At 73.5% G+C, this 17,377-nt stretch carries 22 protein-coding genes; 8 read left to right on the top strand and 14 right to left on the bottom strand.

Annotated features, from left to right (window positions below; all coding sequences use genetic code 11):
• Nucleotides 1–305 precede the first annotated feature (305 nt).
• Nucleotides 306–1,829: a carbohydrate binding domain-containing protein gene (locus ACFY4B_RS04170; RefSeq protein WP_387966404.1), complete on the top strand. Its 1,524-nt coding sequence runs from the start codon at nt 306–308 to the stop codon at nt 1,827–1,829.
• A gap of 105 nt (nt 1,830–1,934) precedes the next feature.
• Here ACFY4B_RS04170 and ACFY4B_RS04175 read toward each other — a convergent pair whose 3' ends face one another.
• Nucleotides 1,935–2,357: a hypothetical protein gene (locus ACFY4B_RS04175; RefSeq protein WP_387966405.1), complete on the bottom strand. Its 423-nt coding sequence runs from the start codon at nt 2,355–2,357 to the stop codon at nt 1,935–1,937.
• 61 nt (nt 2,358–2,418) lie between these two features.
• Nucleotides 2,419–3,162: an SDR family oxidoreductase gene (locus ACFY4B_RS04180; RefSeq protein ID WP_387966406.1), complete on the bottom strand. Its 744-nt coding sequence runs from the start codon at nt 3,160–3,162 to the stop codon at nt 2,419–2,421.
• 115 nt (nt 3,163–3,277) lie between these two features.
• On the opposite strand from ACFY4B_RS04180, the gene ACFY4B_RS04185 reads away from it, so the two are divergent.
• Complete coding sequence (locus tag ACFY4B_RS04185; RefSeq protein ID WP_387966407.1) at nt 3,278–3,937, top strand: TetR/AcrR family transcriptional regulator; 660 nt, start codon at nt 3,278–3,280, stop codon at nt 3,935–3,937.
• Here the strand turns inward: ACFY4B_RS04185 and ACFY4B_RS04190 are convergent.
• Nucleotides 3,934–4,533 (bottom strand): TetR/AcrR family transcriptional regulator, encoded by a 600-nt coding sequence (locus ACFY4B_RS04190; protein WP_387966408.1) that lies wholly within the window; start codon nt 4,531–4,533, stop codon nt 3,934–3,936. The genes ACFY4B_RS04185 and ACFY4B_RS04190 overlap by 4 nt on opposite strands.
• Before the next feature lie 130 nt (nt 4,534–4,663).
• Here ACFY4B_RS04190 and ACFY4B_RS04195 point away from each other — a divergent pair, with 130 nt between their 5' ends.
• The gene (locus ACFY4B_RS04195; protein ID WP_387966409.1) at nt 4,664–5,683 is read left to right on the top strand and encodes a hypothetical protein; all 1,020 of its coding nucleotides are present in this window, start codon (nt 4,664–4,666) and stop codon (nt 5,681–5,683) included.
• A gap of 74 nt (nt 5,684–5,757) precedes the next feature.
• On the opposite strand, the gene ACFY4B_RS04200 is transcribed toward ACFY4B_RS04195, so the two are convergent.
• Together ACFY4B_RS04200 and ACFY4B_RS04205 are read right to left on the bottom strand one after the other, a co-directional pair.
• A complete protein-coding gene (locus ACFY4B_RS04200) occupies nt 5,758–6,294 on the bottom strand; it encodes a hypothetical protein (RefSeq protein WP_049651396.1) in 537 nt (178 codons plus the stop codon).
• 106 nt (nt 6,295–6,400) lie between these two features.
• A complete protein-coding gene (locus tag ACFY4B_RS04205) occupies nt 6,401–7,633 on the bottom strand; it encodes a serine hydrolase domain-containing protein (protein ID WP_387966410.1) in 1,233 nt (410 codons plus the stop codon).
• A 378-nt stretch (nt 7,634–8,011) separates the two neighbouring features.
• Between ACFY4B_RS04205 and ACFY4B_RS04210 the strand changes: the two genes are divergently transcribed.
• The gene (locus tag ACFY4B_RS04210) at nt 8,012–8,785 is read left to right on the top strand and encodes an NDP-sugar synthase (protein WP_387966411.1); all 774 of its coding nucleotides are present in this window, start codon (nt 8,012–8,014) and stop codon (nt 8,783–8,785) included.
• A gap of 78 nt (nt 8,786–8,863) precedes the next feature.
• On the opposite strand, the gene ACFY4B_RS04215 is transcribed toward ACFY4B_RS04210, so the two are convergent.
• From ACFY4B_RS04215 to ACFY4B_RS04235, 5 genes are all read right to left on the bottom strand, one after another.
• On the bottom strand, nt 8,864–9,178 hold the full coding sequence (locus tag ACFY4B_RS04215) for a hypothetical protein (protein ID WP_387966412.1): 315 nt from the start codon (nt 9,176–9,178) through the stop codon (nt 8,864–8,866).
• Nucleotides 9,179–9,221: 43 nt separating this feature from the next.
• Complete coding sequence (locus ACFY4B_RS04220) at nt 9,222–9,887, bottom strand: SMI1/KNR4 family protein (RefSeq protein ID WP_387966413.1); 666 nt, start codon at nt 9,885–9,887, stop codon at nt 9,222–9,224.
• 42 nt (nt 9,888–9,929) lie between these two features.
• Nucleotides 9,930–10,703: a maleylpyruvate isomerase family mycothiol-dependent enzyme gene (locus ACFY4B_RS04225; protein WP_387966414.1), complete on the bottom strand. Its 774-nt coding sequence runs from the start codon at nt 10,701–10,703 to the stop codon at nt 9,930–9,932.
• 162 nt (nt 10,704–10,865) lie between these two features.
• Nucleotides 10,866–11,069 (bottom strand): hypothetical protein, encoded by a 204-nt coding sequence (locus ACFY4B_RS04230; protein WP_049651392.1) that lies wholly within the window; start codon nt 11,067–11,069, stop codon nt 10,866–10,868.
• A 231-nt stretch (nt 11,070–11,300) separates the two neighbouring features.
• Nucleotides 11,301–11,786 carry an ATP-binding protein gene (locus ACFY4B_RS04235; RefSeq protein ID WP_387966415.1) on the bottom strand — a complete coding sequence of 162 codons (486 nt, stop codon included), beginning with the start codon at nt 11,784–11,786 and terminating at the stop codon, nt 11,301–11,303.
• A 122-nt stretch (nt 11,787–11,908) separates the two neighbouring features.
• Here ACFY4B_RS04235 and ACFY4B_RS04240 point away from each other — a divergent pair, with 122 nt between their 5' ends.
• Both ACFY4B_RS04240 and ACFY4B_RS04245 read left to right on the top strand, forming a co-directional pair.
• A complete protein-coding gene (locus ACFY4B_RS04240) occupies nt 11,909–12,778 on the top strand; it encodes a Scr1 family TA system antitoxin-like transcriptional regulator (protein WP_380779043.1) in 870 nt (289 codons plus the stop codon).
• The gene (locus tag ACFY4B_RS04245) at nt 12,775–12,966 is read left to right on the top strand and encodes a DUF397 domain-containing protein (protein ID WP_387966416.1); all 192 of its coding nucleotides are present in this window, start codon (nt 12,775–12,777) and stop codon (nt 12,964–12,966) included. The genes ACFY4B_RS04240 and ACFY4B_RS04245 overlap by 4 nt, the downstream gene beginning before the upstream one ends.
• A 167-nt stretch (nt 12,967–13,133) precedes the next feature.
• Here ACFY4B_RS04245 and ACFY4B_RS04250 read toward each other — a convergent pair whose 3' ends face one another.
• Nucleotides 13,134–13,790, bottom strand: a complete 657-nt coding sequence (locus ACFY4B_RS04250) for a class I SAM-dependent methyltransferase (RefSeq protein ID WP_387966417.1) — start codon at nt 13,788–13,790, stop codon at nt 13,134–13,136.
• Nucleotides 13,787–14,371: a peptide deformylase gene (def, locus tag ACFY4B_RS04255; protein WP_049651387.1), complete on the bottom strand. Its 585-nt coding sequence runs from the start codon at nt 14,369–14,371 to the stop codon at nt 13,787–13,789. The genes ACFY4B_RS04250 and def overlap by 4 nt, the downstream gene beginning before the upstream one ends.
• A 65-nt stretch (nt 14,372–14,436) precedes the next feature.
• Between def and ACFY4B_RS04260 the strand changes: the two genes are divergently transcribed.
• Nucleotides 14,437–14,961: an ArsR/SmtB family transcription factor gene (locus tag ACFY4B_RS04260; protein ID WP_387966418.1), complete on the top strand. Its 525-nt coding sequence runs from the start codon at nt 14,437–14,439 to the stop codon at nt 14,959–14,961.
• A gap of 20 nt (nt 14,962–14,981) precedes the next feature.
• Here ACFY4B_RS04260 and ACFY4B_RS04265 read toward each other — a convergent pair whose 3' ends face one another.
• Entirely contained in the window at nt 14,982–15,512 is a 531-nt protein-coding gene (locus ACFY4B_RS04265; RefSeq protein ID WP_049651385.1) for a hypothetical protein, read from the bottom strand.
• 219 nt (nt 15,513–15,731) lie between these two features.
• Between ACFY4B_RS04265 and ACFY4B_RS04270 the strand changes: the two genes are divergently transcribed.
• A complete protein-coding gene (locus ACFY4B_RS04270) occupies nt 15,732–16,334 on the top strand; it encodes a GrpB family protein (protein WP_387966419.1) in 603 nt (200 codons plus the stop codon).
• Nucleotides 16,335–16,338: 4 nt separating this feature from the next.
• On the opposite strand, the gene hemC is transcribed toward ACFY4B_RS04270, so the two are convergent.
• The gene (gene hemC / locus ACFY4B_RS04275) at nt 16,339–17,274 is read right to left on the bottom strand and encodes a hydroxymethylbilane synthase (RefSeq protein ID WP_387966420.1); all 936 of its coding nucleotides are present in this window, start codon (nt 17,272–17,274) and stop codon (nt 16,339–16,341) included.
• Between the last annotated feature and the right edge of the window lie 103 nt (nt 17,275–17,377).

Here is a 17,377-nt window from a genome sequence, read left to right on the forward strand (position 1 = left end):
TGGCCGCGGTGTTCGCGTGGTGGTGCGTGATCAACGCCTTCAGCTTTCACCTTGGAGTGCACTCAAGGTCAAGCCCCTTCATCCCCGGGCCCGCCGCGACCGCCGCCCGGCATCGTCTTAACCGTTCCTAAAACCTGTCCCTGACGGGGCGTCCGAGGCCCGGAAATGCTTGACGTGCACAGCTGGTCTAGTCCAGTTTGATGCTCAGCACCGCGCTCCCCCACCCCGGACCACCCCAGGCCGCCGCCCGCCCCGCGCCTCCCCCTCGCGGCGCGGGCGGCCCCCACGTCCCGAGAGGCACCCCCATGCCCAGCGCGCCCCAGCACGCCCCCACGCACCGCCGCCCCGCCCGCCGGACCACCCTGCTGAGCCTCGCCGCCGCCACCGCGCTCGCCGCCGGCGGCCTGGCCGTCCTCGCCGGGAACGCCGGGGCCGCCGACGGCAACCTGCTCGCCAACGGCGGGCTGGAGAGCGGCGCGCTCGGCCCGTGGAGCTGTTCGGCCGGCACCGGGAGCGTGGTCGACTCCGGCGCGCACAGCGGGACGTACGCGCTCAAGGGGGCGGTGGGCGCGAGCGACACCGCGCAGTGCGGCCAGACCGTCAGCGTCCAGCCCAACACCACGTACACGCTCAGCGCCTGGGTGCAGGGCCGGTACGTCTACCTCGGCGCCACCGGCAGCGGCGTCACCGACCCGGCCACCTGGACCGCCGGCGGCGCCGACTGGCAGCAGCTGTCCACCAGCTTCACCACCGGGGCGGCCACCACCAGCGTCACCGTGTACCTGCACGGCTGGTACGGGCAGGGCGGCTACCTCGCCGACGACATCGCCCTGACCGGCCCGGGCGGCGGCAACCCGACCACCCCGCCGCCGAGTTCGACCCCGCCGAGCCCGACCGGCACCCCGACCGGCACGCCCACCGGCGGCCCGGGCACCCCGGCGCCGAACGTCGCGCTCCCGGTCGCCCCGTTCATCGACATGGGCGCCTGGCCGACCCCCTCGATGCCCGACCTGGCCAAGGCCGCCGGCCTCAAGGGCTACACGATGGGCTTCGTCACCGGCGTCGGCTGCAAGGCCAGCTGGTTCAACGCCTACGACCCGCGCACCGCCTGGGCCAAGGACCAGGTGGACGCGCTGCGCGCGGCCGGCGGCGACGTCAAGGTCTCCTTCGGCGGCGCCGCCGGCACCGAACTCGCCGCCGCCTGCACCACGGTGGACTCGCTGTTCGCCGAGTACGACGCGGTGGTGAGCGCCTACAACCTGCGCTACGTCGACTTCGACATCGAGGGCGCGGCCATCGCCGACACCGCCGCCAACGACCGCCGCTCCGCCGCCCTCGCCAGGCTCCAGCAGGCCCACCCGGGCCTCAGGGTCTCCTTCACCCTGCCCGTCCTGCCCGAGGGCCTGACCTCCGAGGGCGTCGCCATCGTCAAGTCCGCCCGGGACGCCGGGGTCGCCGTCGACCTGGTCAACATCATGGCGATGGACTACTACCGGAGCGGGACGGACTACGGCAACGCCGCCGTCCAGGCCGCCCAGTCGCTGTTCGGCCAGCTCAAGGCGCTCTACCCGGCGAAGACCGACGCCCAGCTGTGGGCCATGGTCGGCGTCACCCCGATGATCGGCGAGAACGACGACCACCAGGTCTACAACCAGGCCGACGCCCAGCAGTTGGTGGCCTTCGCCCGGCAGAACCACCTCGGGATGCTCTCCTTCTGGGACGCCACCCGGGACGCCAACGCCTGCACCGGCGGCTCGCTGTCCAAGTGCACCAACATCCCGCAGCAGCCGTACGAGTTCGCGAAGATCCTCGGCCAGTACGCGGGCTGAGCGCACCGGCCGCCGGCCGCCGGGCAGTCGACCACGCGCCCGGTGGCCGGCCGGCCACCGGCCCCGCCTACCGGGAGGCGGAGTGGTGACGCGCCCCGGGGCGGCTCAGGTGTCGTAGCAGCCGCACCAGGGGGCGTCGAAGCCCAGGCCGTCGGGGTAGAGCTCGAAGTGGACCCGATCCTCCTCGTCGTCCACCTCGTCCGGTTCGTAGTCCTCGCGCACCAGGCCGAACAGTTCGCCGTCGACGTGCACGGCGAACGGGGCGATCGCGATGTCCCCGTACTCGCGGCCGGGCAGGGCGTCGAGCCACTCCGCCAGCAGCAGCCTGGCCTGCGGCGCCTCGCCGGCGGGGTGTATCCGCGAGTCGAGGTGGCGGCCGGCGGCGTCGAAGCGGTGCAGGACGGCGTAGTACCGGCCGGCGCCGAGGCCGAGCGCCGAGGCGAGGAACTGGCCGCCCTGCCAGCGGCCGATGGTGTCGGTGCGGTAGTCGGGCCGGTGGCTGATGGGGATGACCTCGGGAACGTTCACGGTCGAACCGTACGGGTGAGCTGTGACAGCACCGCCGGCTCCGCGCAGCCCAGCGGCCGGCTCAGCGGCCGGTCGGGAGGTTCGCCCCGCCGGTGCAGTCGAGCACCACGCCCGTGACGAAGCCGTTGGCGGCCAGCAGGTGGATCGCCCGGGCGACGTCCTCCGCCCGGCCGACCCGGCCGACCGGGGTGGTGGCGGCGAGGCCCTCGAACAGCGCGGCCCGCTGCTCGGCCGGTACGCGGTCCCACCACGGGGTGTCGATCACGCCGGGCGAGACGGCGTTGACCCGCAGCGGGGCCAGCTCGACGGCCAGCGGCGGCACCATCGCCTCCAGCGCGCCGTTGATGGCGGCCAGTCCGGCGGTGCCGGGGAAGGCGGCGCGGGCCGAGGCGGCGGTGATCAGGGTGACCGAGCCGTCCTCGCGCAGGTACGGCAGCGCCGCCTGGAGCACGCGCACCTGCGGCCAGAACTTGGCGTCGAAGCCGGCCGCGAGTTCGGCCAGGTCGAGCTGGGCGAACGGGCCGGCGCCGGCGGCGCCGCTGACCGCGACGACCAGGTGGTCGACCAGGCCGGTCGTGGCGAAGAAGGCGGCGAGGGCGGCCGGGTCGGTCGCGTCCAGCGGGTGCCCGGTGGTCTTGCCGCCGATCCGGGCGACGGCGGCGTCCAGCCGGTCGCGGTCGCGGCCGGTCACCACGACCTCGGCGCCGTCGGCGGCGAAGGCGGTGGCCGTGGCCTCGCCGATGCCCGAGCTGCCGCCCATCACGACGACGCGCTGTCCGGCGAAGGGGGTTGACGCAGTGCTCATGGTGGTGGGGCCTTTCGACTTGTCGAGACTGTCGGTTCCGGAAATGATGGTTGTCGAGACTGATAGTCTTGTCAAGGGGGATCGGGGAGAGGCACGCCGGAGGAGAGGGAGCACGATGAGCGAGACCGAGGGCACCGAGGGCGCCGAGGCCGCCCCGGCGGCACGCCCGCACACCGGACGCCGCCGCAACGAGGCCGCCCACCGCGCGATCCTCGACGCCGCGCTGCGCCTGCTCGCCGAGTCCGACGGCACCCCCGTCACCATCGACGCCATCGCCCGCGCGGCCGGCGTCGGCAAGCAGACCGTCTACCGCTGGTGGCCCTCCAAGGGCGCCGTCCTGCTCGACGCCCTCACCGACCGCGCCGACCAGGACGTGTCCGGCCCCGACACCGGCGACCTGCGCGCCGACCTGCGGGCCTTCGTCAGCACCACCTTCGAGGCGGCCCAGCGCGACACCACCGCCCCCGCGCTGCGCACCGTCGCCCGCGAGGCCGCGCGCGACCCGCACCTCGCCGACCTGATGCGGAGCTTCACCGCCACCCGCCGCGACGCGCTGCGCGAACTCCTCACCCGGGGACGCGAGCGCGGCGAACTGTCCGCAGACGCCGATCCGGACCTCATCGCCGACCAGGTCTACGGGGTGTTCTGGTACCGCTTCCTGCTCGGGCACGGGCCACTGGACGCGGGCACCGCGGAGCGGCTCGCCGACTCACTGCTCACGGGGAACGCCAGCGGGAACGCCGAGGCGAACACCGAGGGGAACCGCGGCCGTTAGCCCCGCTGCCGCCCCTGGCCGCGCCCGCGCACCAGGGGCAGGTACACCTCGTCGACGATCTCCACCAGCACGTCGTCCGGCGCCGTCGGCACCCCGCGCGCCATGAACTCGTTGCGCAGCAGCACCATCGCCACCGTCGCCACCCGGGGGTGCAGCACCTCGGGGGCGGCCTCGCCGCGGGCGACGGCGCGGCCCAGGACGGTGAGCCAGGGCGCGGCCACGGCGTCGCCGGACTGGTCCTGCAACTGGGCCAGGAACTCCGTGGCGCCGCCGGCCGCGGCCAGCAGCTCGCGCAGTACGGCGCCCAGCGGGGAGCTCCAGTGGCGGTTCGCCTGGCGGAGCAACTCCAGGGCGTCGCCGCGCAGTTCACCGGTGTCGGGGAGCGGGGCGGTCTTCGCGAGCTGCTTGTACGCGGCGATGCCGAGTGCCAGCCGGTTGGGCCAGCGGCGGTAGATGGCGTTCTTGTTGGTGCCCGCGCGGGCGGCGACCTTGCCCATGGTCAGCCCGGCGTACCCGGCCCCGGTGAGCTCCTCGACCGCGGCGCTCAGGATCGCCTCCTCCAGCGCCGCTCCGCGCCGCCGCGTCTGCCCGGCCATGCCCTCGCTCCGCCCAGTCCGCCCGCCGATACCGCCCATACCCTCCCCATCCTTCTTGCCGTGCCGGCCCGTCGGCAACTACGGTACTGGCCGTACCGTAAATTCTCTCTCGCCGGAAAGGCGGAAGAACGTGCGCACCAAGGGAATCAGCTACGACACCGGCTTCATCAGGGACGGGGCGTACTCCCGCGCCTGGTTCGACTCCGAGGCGGTCGAGCGTGAGCTGCGGATCATCCGGGACGACCTGCACTGCACCGCGGTCCGCATCATGGGCGGCGACCCGGAGCGGATCGAGCTCGCCGCCGGCCACGCCGCCGACCTGGGCCTGGAGGCCTGGTTCTCGCCCTACCCGCTGGAACTGACCGCCGACGCGATGCTCGCGCTCCTCACCGACTGCGCCGAGCGCGCCGAGCGGCTGCGGCGGCGCGGCGCCGAGGTGGTGTTCGTCACCGGCGCCGAACTCAGCCTGATGAACCCGGGATTCCTGCCCGGCTCCGGCATCGGCGAGCGCCTCGCCCTGCTCGCCCGGCCCGAGCAGGTGCGCGAACACCTCGGTGCGGTGAGCGGCCGGGTCAACGCGTTCCTCGCCGAGGCGGTGGCCGCCGTCCGGGCCCGCTTCGGCGGGCGCGTCACGTACGCCGCCGTACCGCTGGAGCGCGTCGACTGGGAGCCCTTCGACCTGGTCTCCCTGGACCTGTACCGCTCCGCCGAGACCGCCGACCGCTTCGCCGGCGGCGTCCGCGAGCTGACCGCCCAGGGCAAGCCGGTCGCCGTCACCGAGTTCGGCTCCGCCACCTTCCGCGGCGCCGGCGACCGGGGCGCGAACGGCCTGGACATCGTCGAGTACGCCGACGGGGGCCCGGTCCGGCTGGACGGCGTCTACGAGCGGGACGAGGCCGGGCAGGCCGCGTACGTCCGGGAACTGCTGGAGGCCTTCGACGCCGGCGGCATCGACGCCGCCTTCGTCTTCACCTTCGCCCTCTACGACCACGTCCACCGCCCGGACGGGGACCCCCGCGACGACCTCGACCTCGCCAGCTACGGCGTCGTCAGGACCTACGAGGACCGCACGGGCATCACCTACCCCGGCCTGCCCTGGGACCCGAAGGAGGCGTTCTCCGCCGTCGCCGAGTACTACCGCACCCACTGAGCCGCCCGCCGCGGAAGCGCGGGAAGTCGGCCGGGCCGACTTCCCGCGCACGGCGGCCCGCCCGCGGCCGGGCGTCAACGGGCCGGAGCGGCGGCGGGGCGACGGCGGCGGTGGTAGGCCCAGGCCAGGGCGAGGGTGATCGGGCCCCAGAACATCGCCGTCGAGGTGCAGACCCGCCCCAGGAGCAGCCACCAGCCGTTGCTGTAGCCCACCTCCTCGAACACCCCCAGCCAGCCGAGCGGCATCCCGTCGAACAGGGCCGCCAGGACCAGCCCCCCGAGCACGGCCGGGACGACCGCCGCGAGCGGCGGCACCCGGCGGCCCCGCAGCACGGGCACCCAGCGCGGGAACACCTCGCCCCAACCGCTGACCAGCCCCAGGGTCAGGAGCGTCAGCGCCTCGGTGAGCACGCTCAGACCGATCACGTACGGGGCGGCCCACCAGACGTAGGCCGGGGCCTGCGGGTCGACGGTGCCCATCCGGAAGTCGAACGCGAACGGCAGCCGCCACAGGCAGTGCGGCAGCACGATGAACGGGAGGGCCTTGGCGAGCCGCAGGGCCCACCGGGGAACGGGGCGCTCGGTGTCGCCCACCGGGATGGTCTTCAGCATGCGTCCACGCTCCCGGACACCGCCCCCGCCGCACGTCCACCGCTCGGCCCGTCCCCCTCCCCCGCGCGAGCCAGCCGCCCGTCCGCCCAAGGTCGGAGACGGGCCGTCAGCTGATGGACCCCAACCCGAAGGCGGACTTCAGCAGCCCGAGGGCGTACGGGGTCTCGGTGCCCTTCAGCGTGGTCGGGTCGACCGAGTACACGACCGTCCGGGAGAGGTCGCGGGTGGCGAAGACGCCGCTGGTGGAACCGGGCCGGGAGCCGGTCTTGCCCCAGGCCACGACGCCGCCGGAGGCGAGGCGCACGAGGCCCATGCTCAGGCACGCCGTGTCGTCCGGGCAGTAGCGGTTGCCCGGAGCGACGGGCACCTCCGGGACGGTGAACAGCTCCTCCTGCTGGGCCGGCGGGAGGAGGCGGCCCCGGAACAGGGCGGTCATGAAGCGGTCCAGGTCGGGGGCGCTGGAGATCATGCCGCCCTCGGCCCAGGGCCACGGGCTCTGCTCGGTGACGTCCACGCGGTGCGAGCCGCCGTCGGCGTCGGGGACGGTCAGGTACGGGCGGGTCGCGGGGCGCCGCAGCGCCGGGTCGTCGGCGTCCGGGAGGGAGGTGTCGCGCAGGCCGAGCGGGCCGATGATCCGCCGGCGCAGCTCCTCGGCGTAGCGGTGGCCGGTGACCTTCTCGACGACCAGCCCGGCGACGAAGGTGTTCATGCCGTTGTACTGCTGGGCGGTGCCGGGGTCGAAGGCCAACGACTGCCCGGCCGTCGAGGCGACGATCTCCTCGGGGGTGGGTGCGTCGAGCCGGTGCTCGGCGAACCAGCCGGTGGTGCCGTCGCCCCAGTACGTGTTGTCGCCGGTGGGCAGTCCGCTGGTGTGGTTGAGCAGCTGCCCGACCGTGACCGCCCCGAACTGGGCGGGGAGGTCCGGGAGGTACCGCCGGACGCTGCCGTCGAGGTCGATCCGGCCCTCGGCGGCGAGTTGGAGGACGACGGTGGCGGTGAAGACCTTCGAGATCGACCCGATCCGGAACCTCCCGCGCGCGTCCACGGCCGCCCCGCCCTCCGCCGAGCTGCCCTCGAACCTCCCGCCGGAGCCGGTGACCCGCACGAACCCGGCGGAGACGTCGGCGGCGGGCCGCTGGGCGAGGGCGGCCCGGAGCGCCGCCGGGTCCAACGGCGACAGCGCGGACGGGCTCGCCGCCGTCGCCGACACGGTGGCGGCGGAGGTGGTGGCGAGGGCGGGCGTGCCCGCCCCGACCGTCAGCGCGGCCGTCAGCGCGGCCGCCAGGGCGGCGGAGGCGGCCACGACGGCCCAACGGTTGCGGTTCGTGTGCGCGTTCACGTGCGGTCCGGCTCCAGACTGGTCGTCGTCCGGGCCAGTGGTTCCCGGCCCGGACGACGAGTCTTCCGATCCCGCTCGCCCGGGGCATCAGGGGCGGGGAGCCGCCGTCCCCTGATCTTCCGTCAGGGTTCACCCGGAGGCGCGACACAGGAGGCTGTGGGCGGAGTCCGACTCGAACATCTGAGGACCCGACCGATCACTCCGCAGGACGGGAGCACCGATCACACCGATCACCCGCTCATCGGCGTGACTTCACGGCGATCGGATCGGTTGCCTCTCCAGCGGCGCGTCGGGGCCACCCTCGTCGCATTCGTACGCTCCGTCCGCACCGCGCGGCCGGGGCTCCGAAGCCGTGCCGTCGCTCCCGGGAGGTCGGGAATGCCATCGCCGGACACGTGCTTCCCGATCCGCCAAGCCGTGATCCTGGCAGGCGGACGCGGCAGACGGCTCGCCCCGCACACGGACCTGCGCCCCAAGGCGATGGTCGAGGTCGACGGCGCACCGCTGCTGCGCCACCAGCTCGACCGGTTCGCCGACGCGGGCGTGGAGACGGTGGTCGTCTCGGCCGGCTACCGCTCCCAGGTGATCACCGACTACGTCCGCACGGCGCCCCTGCCCGTCCGCACCACCGTGGTCGTGGAGTCCACCCCGCTGGGCCGGGGCGGCGGGCTGAAGCTCGCCGCCCGCGCGCTACCGGCGCCGCGGGAACCGTGGTTCGCCGTCTACGGCGACATCTGGGCCGACTTCCCGCTCACCCCGCTGGGCACCCACCACCTGCGCTGCGGGGCGCTGGCCACGGTCGCCCTGGTCCCGCCCCGGCTGCCCCGGGGCACGGTCCGCTGCGACGCCCTGGGCCGGGTCGCCGAACTCGCCGCACCGCCCCCACCCGCCTGCACGGTCAACGGCGGCGTGTACGCCTTCGCGCCCGGGGTCGTCCCCCTGCTGCCGGACCGGGGAGACCACGCGACCACGACCCTGCCGCACCTGGTGCGGCTGCGGCAGCTGGCGGGGTACCGCGCCGAGGGCTACTGGTGCGCGGTCAACACCCCGGCGGACCTGCGAGAACTACGGGAGCGCGTGGCACCGACCGCGCCACCCGGAAACGGACCCGGCCCCAGCGGTACGACCGGGGACCGACACCCGCCGGCCTGAGACCTCCCCGGTCCACGATCGTCCTCAGCACGAGCGACGCAGCGCTCCACGGCCGGGGAGTGGCGCCGGGGCGGTGGCTCAGGAGAGCCGTCTCCCGGGGTACGGAGGCAGGGCGGGGCCCGGCAGCCGGACCTGGCGCGAGTACACCGGCGGGGTGCCCTCCGTGGGGGCGGGCTCCGTGAAGCACTCCAGGAGCAGGTCGCCACGCAGGTCGTCGAGCTCGTCGGGCGCCTCCTCCAGCAGGGCGTCCGCCCACACCTCCAGGGGCACGTTCCTCAGCGCGTCGTTCGGAACCCGGCTGACCGGCTCGGGCCCCAGCACCGCGAACTCCGGCTCGCCGTCCGCACGGAACCGCAGCCGCCACCAGTACGGCTGCCAATGAGGGCGCTTCACCGGGAACCGCCTCCCGTCCGCGGTGCGCGTGCGTGCGGCGCCCTCACGTCCTGACCCAGGGCATCTCCGTCGACCCGGGCGCCGTGAGGAATCCGTCGATCCCCCACTCGGCGCCCCAGTTCCTGCCCGCCCAGTCCCCCTTCGGCGACCAGAGGGGCCGGGCCGGCTGCGGCCCCCACACGGCAGGGTCCGCGCGCACCAGCAACTCGTCCTCCGCCGCGTAGCCGCCGGTCAGCACGGTGACCAGGAACTCCGCGAAACCACCGTCGAAGTGGTCGAGCCGGTCCTCGTAGAACACCGCCACCGGCCACTGCTCGGGGTCCGGACCGGTGGTCAGCCAGCAGCACTGGTTGTGGTTGCTGTTCCAGCCCCAGGGCAGCAGGCCGCCCGGGTCCGGGAACACCGGGGTGGGGCCCGGCAGCTCCCACCACACCTCTTCGCCTTCGAGCTGATCGCGGAGATCGGTGTCGGTCCTGAAGCGCCATCCCGCCAGACCGGTCGGCTCGCCGGCGTGGACCGGCGTCTCCGTCGGCGTGTACACACCCCACTCGCCGTTCAGGTTCACCCCGCCGTACAGGTCGATGAACGCCCGGTAGTCCGAGGGCAGTTGGACCCCCAGCTCGGCAGGCGCCAACTCCCACGGAACCCGCGCCGGGGCGTACACAGGCTCCCCCATGATCGCCCGCAGTCGGTCCCACGCCTCGGCCATCGCCCGCCCTCTCACCGATTGCCAGCCCACCGGATGCCGCCTCTACGCGGTCGGGTCCCACTCCGCGAGCTGCTCCATCGGCTCGGTGGTGCCGGAGTTGTCCAGGCTGTCGAGCGGGATGCGGTCGTAGAAGTAGAGGACCAGGTCGCTCGCCGCCCCGCGCATCACCATGTCGCCCGGCTCCGCGTCGGCGGCGAGGCCGTCACAGCGGACGCCGTCGGCGTCGAGGGTCAGGCGCCAGGAGCGGCCCTCGGTCGCGTGCAGGTCGATGGTCGCCGGCTTGAACGGCCAGGGGACGGTCGTCGCCGAGACGGTCGTCAGGAACTCGTCGACGCCCTCGACCGCGACGTCCGCCGGCAGCGGCTGTGCGGCGCCCAGGATGAGCTGGACGTCGTAGGTGTGGACGGCGATCTCCTGGATCTGGTGCCGGGCCAGGGCTCCGCTGGTCTCCGGGGCCTGCGAACGGCCCCACCAGGTCCAGCAGCCGCGGTCCGGACCGGCCTCGCGCAGAGCGTCGAGCATGAGCCCGGTCGACTCGGCGAGCCAGGCGTCCAGGGCTTCGCGGTCACGGGGCGCGGTCGGGGCGCCCTTCGGGGACGTCTTCGCCGGGGGCTCGGCACCCGGGCCCGCCGCGACGATGGCGGCCTGGCGGCGGCGGCCGTCGCCGAGGTGCTGCGCCAGTTCACGCAGCGTCCAGTCCGGGCAGGTCGGGACCTGGACGTCGAGGTCGGGGGCGGCCGCGATCGCGGCGCGGAAAGCGGCCGACCGGTCCTCGATCAGCCTCAGGACCTCGGGAAACTCCACTATGTTCTGCACGCCGGATTGTGTATCACGGCACTCCGGCCACCGGACAGCGAATTTGTCGGGCTGGTCCCCGCGGTGGACCGGAGCACGGGGGCGCCGGCGTCACCGATACACCGGACGACAGCGGCCGGTGGGTCGCGGCCCCCGGCCGGGGCCGGGGGCCGCGGGAGACGGTCAGCCCGCCATACAGGCGGCCCACTGGCCGCGAGCGAAGGACGCGCCGCCGGACCAGTAGTTGACGTTCCACGCCGCGGTGCACTGCTCCCTCTTCGACAGCTGCCGCGGGTAGGCGTTCGCCTGGGTCCCGGTGGCCAGGACGAGCACCGGGGCCAGCACGGCGGCAACGGCCGAGGCGGCGACAAGTCGGCGGATCTTCATGGGTGTGGATCCCTCTTTCGAGACGGCCGGACGCTCCGACGGAGCCCGGCCGGAGTGGTCGGCTCCGTGCGCCACATCCTGGCAATGCCCCTCGACCTGGGGGTATCCCACAAACCTGGGATGTCCCCGGACCGGCGGTGGGCGTCGGCGAGGAAGGGAGAGGAGTGGGAAGTCGGAGGGGTCGACTTCCCACTCCTGTTGGTTCAGTGGGGTGTTGGGCTATCGCGGGGTTCAGGGGACATCGGGGGCATCGGGGACATCGGGCGCGGCGGGCGCGACGAGGTCGAGTTCGGCCCACACGGTCTTGGAGTTGGGGTGGCGGGGGATGGTGCCCCAGCGGTGGCTGAGGGCGTCGATGAGGGTGAGGCCGCGCCCGGTCTGGGCACTGGGGGTGTGGACGGTGGGGAGGACGGGGAGTCTGTCACCCCGGGGGTCGCTGATCTCGATGCGAAGGGTGGTGCCCCGGCGCACGGAGGTGGTGAGGGAGAGGTGAAGCTCGAACCCGCGCCCCGGAACGCGTCCGTGCGTGATCGCGTTGGCGGCCAGCTCCGTGACGATCAGCAGCGCGCAGTGGAACGGCTCGGTGTGCGTGGAGTCCAGCCCCCAGTGGGTGAGTTGACGCCTCGCCAGGCGTCGACAGATGGCGGCGCCCTTGGGGGTGGCGGCGAAGAGGGCGGTACGGGACCGGGGGTCTTCGAGGGGGGTTTCGGTCGTCATGGGAGTAAAGCGTGGTCGGGCGGACGTACGCTGGCCAGCAGCCCGGCGGACACAGAGAGTATCTGTACGGGTGCACATAGTTGGCCTGCCGGTCGACCCAAGATCGAAAGAGATGGACTGCGATGAGCCTTGAGGGAACCGTCTTCGAGGACGGCGAGACGGCGGAGGGCTTCGACGGCGTCGCGGAGTTCTACAGCGCGGTCGGGAAGATGATCAAACTCCTCCGCGAGCGGGCGGGAATCACGCAGAAGCAGCTGGCCAAGACCACCGGCTACAGCGAAGACCACGTCGGGGCCGTGGAGCGGGGCGTGCGGACCCCGAGGATCGAGTACCTGACGGTGGTGGACGACGCCCTTGACGCAGGCGGGCTGCTCAAGGTCGTCGCGGACGACGTGATGAAGGCGAAGGTGCGCGTGTCCGAGAGGCACCCCGCCTACAACAAGGCCTTCACCCAGGAGGAAGGCAGGGCCCTGGAGATCCACAGTTACAGCACCCTGCTCATTCCTGGACTGCTTCAGACCGAAGCTCACATGCGGGCGCTCTACGAGATGCGCAGGCCGTGGCTCTCGGTGGGGCAGATCGACACGTGGGTTGCGGCACGGCTCGCTCGCCAGGAAATCCTCACCCGGTGGCCCTTGCCAACCATGAGCTGGGTAATCGACGAAAGCGTCCTCCGGCGCCCGATCGGAGGTTGGGATGTGCATCGAGAGCAGCTCGAACGACTTCTCAAAGTAGCGGAAATCCGCGGCCTTGAGCTGCAGATCATGCCGCTCGACGCACCCGAGAACGCGGGCATGGGCGGGCCCTTCACGCTCCTCACCCCTCCCGGACGGCCGCCGATCGCGTATGTGGAAGTCCAGCACGTCAACAGGCTGATCACGGAGCCGGAAGAAGTCCGTAAGATGGCTGCACGGTACGGCACCCTCAGGGGGCAGGCGCTCAACATGAGGGCGTCATTGGCCTTGATCGAAATGATCCTGGGAGAGCGATGAACATGGCCGAGCTGGCTTGGTTCAAGAGCAGCTACAGCAGCAACGAGGGCGCAGAGTGCATCGAGGTCGCCGAGACCCCCAGCACCGTCCACGTGCGTGACTCCAAGGACAAGAGCGGCCCCCAGCTGGCCTTCGAGCCGGCCACGTGGGCGGCCTTCGTGAAGTTCGCCGCCACCACCGAGGTCTGACCGACCAGAGCTCCCCCAAACGGCCCACCGCCTTCCCGGCGGCGGGCCGTTGGCGTACCCGCTGCCTCCTGGCCCCACCCGACAGATCCACTCTGTACGGGTCCAATCCGGCGTGTGTCAGCCGCCGACGCTCTCCCTGGTCCGGCGGGCCGCGCCGATGTCCGGGCTCAGCGCCGGCCGGGCGCCTGGGCCAGCAGACAGGCGTGGGACCGGTTTTCCCGCTGCGGGTGCGGCTGTTCGAGGCGGGTCGTGACGGTGAAGCCGGCCTGTTCGAGGAGTTCGGCGAGGCGCCCGGTCGGGACGAGGTGCGAGGCGTACGACACCGGGTGGCCGTACGCCTGGGTCGGGCGCAGCAGTTGGGCCTCGCCGACGTGGCCGCCGAGGAGGAGGTGGCCGCCGGGTGCGAGGACGCGGGCGAACTCGGCGAAGAGGCGGGGAAGTTGCGCGGCCGGGGTGTGGTGGACGGAGTACCAGGCGAGGATGCCGCCGAGGGCACCGTCGGGGAGGTCGAGGGCGTCCATCGAGCCGTGCAGGAAGCGCAGTCGGGGGTAGACCCGGCGGGCGAGCGCGACCATCTCGCCCGACACGTCCACCCCGAAGGCCCGCAGCCCCAGGCCGGACAGGTACGCCGTCACCCGCCCGGGGCCGCAGCCGAGGTCCGCGACCTCGCCGCCGCCCGACTCCCGTACCAGCTCCGCGAAGGCGGCGAGCATGGCGCGGGACACCGGGTCCATGCCCTCCGGCGGGACGACGAGGCGGAGGTAGTCGGCGGCGACGGCGTCGTACGAGGCGCGGACGGCGGCGAGGTGCGCGGGTTCGTTCACCGCGCCATCTTGGCAGCCCTGGTGGCGCGTTCGGCGAAGACCTTCTCCCGGCGGTCGGCGGTCTGCTTCAGCATGCGCTTGCGGTCGCGGGCGGAGAGGCGGTCGATGTAGAGGCCGCCGTTCAGGTGGTCGGTCTCGTGCTGGAGGCAGCGGGCGAAGTAGCCGGTGCCCTCGATCACGACGGGGTCGCCGTGCTGGTCGACGCCGCGCACCACGGTGCGGGCGGGGCGGGCGAGTTTGGTGTTCGCGCCGGGGACGGAGAGGCAGCCCTCGGTCTCCTCGATCAGTGCGCGGCCGGGCTCCTGCTCGTCGACCACCGGGTTGAGCACGTGGCCGGTGTGTCGGACGCCGTCGTCGTCGGGGCAGTCGTAGACGAACAGGCGCAGGTCGACGTCCACCTGGTTGGCGGCGAGGCCGCAGCCGTCGGCGACGTGCATGGTGGCGAACATGTCGTCGATGAGCCGGGCCAGGCGCTCGCTGCCGAAGTCCTCCTCGGTGGCGGTCCGGCAGGTGCGGCTCAGGATCTCCTCCCCCACCTCGGTGATCCGCAGGACGGTCGGCCGTTCGCGCAGCTCGGACACGGGAGGGCACTCCTTCGAGAGACGGTACTTGCGGTCTGACTTTGCAAAGTAGCAGACTTTGCAAAGTGACCGAAGACCTCGTCAGAACCGGCCCCCTCCCCGAGCACGCCGTCCGCACCGCACTGCTGGACCTGCTCGCCGAGCGCGAGCACGGCACCGTCACCTCCACCGAGGCCGCCGCCCGGCTCGGCCTCAGCTCCGGCCTCTGCTCGTTCCACCTGCGGCAGTTGGCCCGGTACGGGCTGATCGAGGAGGCCCCGGCCACCGACGGGCGGGCCCGGCCCTGGCGGCTGCCGACGACCCAACCGGAGGCCGTGGAAGGCGGGTTCGGAGAGCTGGCGCGCGGCCTGGAGGACGAGAGCTACCAGCGCTGGCTCGCCCGGCGCGCCGAGGCCCCGGCCGAGTGGCGGCAGGACGAGGCCTTCAGCGCCGTCGTCTACCTGACGCCCGAGGAACTGGCCGCCGTCGGCGAGGAGGTCCGCCGGATGCTGGCCCGCTACCGGGGCCGCGAGACCGACCCGGCCGCCCGCCCCGCCGGGGCCCGCCCGGTCGCCGCCGTCACCCGGCTCTTCCCGCTCCTCGACCAGTAGACCGCCGGATGGACAGGCCGTCAGACGGCCCGCGAACGCGCCCGCACCGCCCGCACCAGCGGCCCGGCCGCCAACCCCGCCGCCGCTCCGAAGGCGACCCCCTGCACCCCGTCCCAGACGTCCTGCACGTCGCAGGCCCGCCCGATCGCCGGCAGCGCGTAGTGCACCGCCGACACCGCGAACGGCAGCACCGCCGCACCCAGCAGCGCCGCCGCCCGCCGCCGGGGGCCCGCCAGCGCCGCCGCGAAGCCGACCGGGGCGTAGGTCGCCAGCTTGAGCTCGATGTGCCGGACGTGCAGCAGCTCGTACGGCGACCGCGGCCGGCCGCCCGCCACGGCGCAGTGCCGGACGGCGCCCTCCGAGAGCCGGAACGCCTCCGGCAGCAGGGTCGCCACGACCACCCCGCCGAGCCCGAGCAGCAGGACGAAGCCCACCACCCAGTGGGCCCGCAGCAACCGCCCCACCGGCCGGTTCAACAGGGCCGCGGGCACCAGCGAGAGCAGCAACCCGGGCCAGAACATCGGCATCCCGCCGAGCACCGCACTGATCACGCCTCAAACGGACGCCCCGCGCACCCGGCCGGTTCTCACCCGGAGGAGAAAAACCTCCGGAGCGTCACCATCCGCTCACCGCGCGGACCGTCAGGCGACCGCGCGGAAGCCGACGCGGCCCCGACCCGACGGCCGCGCGAAAGCCGACGCGTCCTGGTCTACTGGGTCGGTCCCCGACGAGGACCCCCTTGACCAGCACCCGAGGAACAGGAGCCGGCCGTGCCCGAGCAGGAGATCCCGCGCGTCCCCATGACCACCGAGGAGATCGAGGCGGCCAACCTGGGTGCGCCCACCAGGCCCGACGGCCGGATCGTCCTGCGCGACCACGACCCGCGGTGGCCCGCGGCCTACGAGCGGGAGGCCGCGGGCATGGCGGAGTCCCTGGCCCACCTCGACCACCGGATCGAGCACGTCGGCTCCACCTCCGTGCCCGACCTCCCCGCCAAACCGGTCGTCGACATGCTGCTGATCGTGCCCGACTCCGCCGACGAGGCGGCCTACGTGCCCGCCCTCGAAGCCCTGGGCTACCGGCTCGCCGTCCGCGAACCCGACTGGTACGAGCACCGCGTCCTGCGCCGGTACGCCATCGACCCCAGCGCCGACTACGCCAACCTGCACGTGCTGTCCGCCGGATGCCCCGAGATCGGGCGCATGCTGCGCTTCCGCGACCGGCTGCGCCGCCACCGCGGCGACCGCGAGCTGTACGCCGACGCCAAGCGGGCCCTGGCCGAGCAGTCCTGGGAGTACCTGCAGAACTACGCCGACGCCAAGACCGAGGTGATCGCCGGCATCATCGAACGGGCCGCGGCCGAAGCGGAATAGCCGCTCAGTGCGGGATCGAGGAGATCAGCTCCTGCGCGCCCTGCCGCTTGAGCGCCAGCGCCACCGACGTCCCGAGGTCCTCCGGGCTGAGCGCGCCCGCCCACTCGTGGGCGTCCAGCACCTGCTTGCCGTCCGGGGTGAAGACCCGGCCGCGCAGCGAGAGGCGGCCGTCCCGCTCGGCCCTGGCGTACCCGGCGATCGGGCTGTTGCAGTGGCCCTGGAGCGCGTGCAGGAACATCCGCTCGGCCGCCGCCTCGCGCCAGGTGTCGTGGTGGCCGAGGCCGGTGACCGCCTCGATGGTCGCGGTGTCGCCCTCGCGGCACTGCAGGACGAGGATGCCGGCGCCGATCGGCGGGCACATCGCCTCGATGCCGAGCACCTCGGTGATCCGCGCCTGCTCGCCGATCCGCTCCAGGCCGGAGAGGGCGAGCAGCAGCGCGTCGACGTCCCCGGCGTCCAGCTTGGCGAGCCGGCTGTTGGCGTTGCCGCGGATCGGGAGGCACTCCAGGTGCGGGTGGGAGGCGGCGAGTTGGGCGACCCGGCGGACGGAGGAGGTGCCGATCCGGGTGCCGGGCGGGAGGGCGGCCAGCGGCAGGCCGCCGGGGTGGACGAGGGCGTCGCGGATGTCGTCGCGGCGCAGGTAGGCGGCGAAGACGGTGCCCGCCGGCAGCGGTCGGTCGGCGGGCACGTCCTTGAGGCAGTGGACGGCGACGTCGGCCTCCCCGGCGAGCAGCGCGGCGTCGACCTCCTTGGTGAAGGCGCCCTTGCCGCCGAGGGCGGCGAGATCACCCGTCCAGCGGTCGCCCGAGGTGGTGACGGGCACCACCTGGGTGCGCAGCCCCGGGTGCAGGGCGGCGAGTTCGGTGCGGACCCGCTCGACCTGGGCCAGTGCCATGGGCGAGGAGCGGGAGACGATGCGGATCAGCTCAGCGGTGGCCATGGCGCAGATGATAGGCGTCCTCACGGCACGGACTGAGCATGCGTCAGTTCCGTGACGGGAACGCGGCGGACCCGCGCACGGCGGAGGGCCGGTCGGATGATCC

The organism is Kitasatospora sp. NPDC001261, from assembly GCF_042896795.1.
Taxonomy (GTDB): Bacteria; Actinomycetota; Actinomycetes; order Streptomycetales; family Streptomycetaceae; genus Kitasatospora.

Bases quoted from the DNA above. Each gene is read 5' to 3' on its own strand.
- ACFY4B_RS04170 (WP_387966404.1), top strand. From the start codon at position 306: ATGCCCAGCGCGCCCCAGCACGCCCCCACGCACCGCCGCCCCGCCCGC.
- ACFY4B_RS04180 (WP_387966406.1), bottom strand. From the start codon at position 3,162: ATGAGCACTGCGTCAACCCCCTTCGCCGGACAGCGCGTCGTCGTGATG.
- ACFY4B_RS04185 (WP_387966407.1), top strand. From the start codon at position 3,278: ATGAGCGAGACCGAGGGCACCGAGGGCGCCGAGGCCGCCCCGGCGGCA.
- ACFY4B_RS04190 (WP_387966408.1), bottom strand. From the start codon at position 4,533: ATGGCCGGGCAGACGCGGCGGCGCGGAGCGGCGCTGGAGGAGGCGATC.
- ACFY4B_RS04200 (WP_049651396.1), bottom strand. From the start codon at position 6,294: ATGCTGAAGACCATCCCGGTGGGCGACACCGAGCGCCCCGTTCCCCGG.
- ACFY4B_RS04210 (WP_387966411.1), top strand. From the start codon at position 8,012: ATGCCATCGCCGGACACGTGCTTCCCGATCCGCCAAGCCGTGATCCTG.
- ACFY4B_RS04220 (WP_387966413.1), bottom strand. From the start codon at position 9,887: ATGGCCGAGGCGTGGGACCGACTGCGGGCGATCATGGGGGAGCCTGTG.
- ACFY4B_RS04230 (WP_049651392.1), bottom strand. From the start codon at position 11,069: ATGAAGATCCGCCGACTTGTCGCCGCCTCGGCCGTTGCCGCCGTGCTG.
- ACFY4B_RS04235 (WP_387966415.1), bottom strand. From the start codon at position 11,786: ATGACGACCGAAACCCCCCTCGAAGACCCCCGGTCCCGTACCGCCCTC.
- ACFY4B_RS04240 (WP_380779043.1), top strand. From the start codon at position 11,909: ATGAGCCTTGAGGGAACCGTCTTCGAGGACGGCGAGACGGCGGAGGGC.
- ACFY4B_RS04245 (WP_387966416.1), top strand. From the start codon at position 12,775: ATGAACATGGCCGAGCTGGCTTGGTTCAAGAGCAGCTACAGCAGCAAC.
- hemC (WP_387966420.1), bottom strand. From the start codon at position 17,274: ATGGCCACCGCTGAGCTGATCCGCATCGTCTCCCGCTCCTCGCCCATG.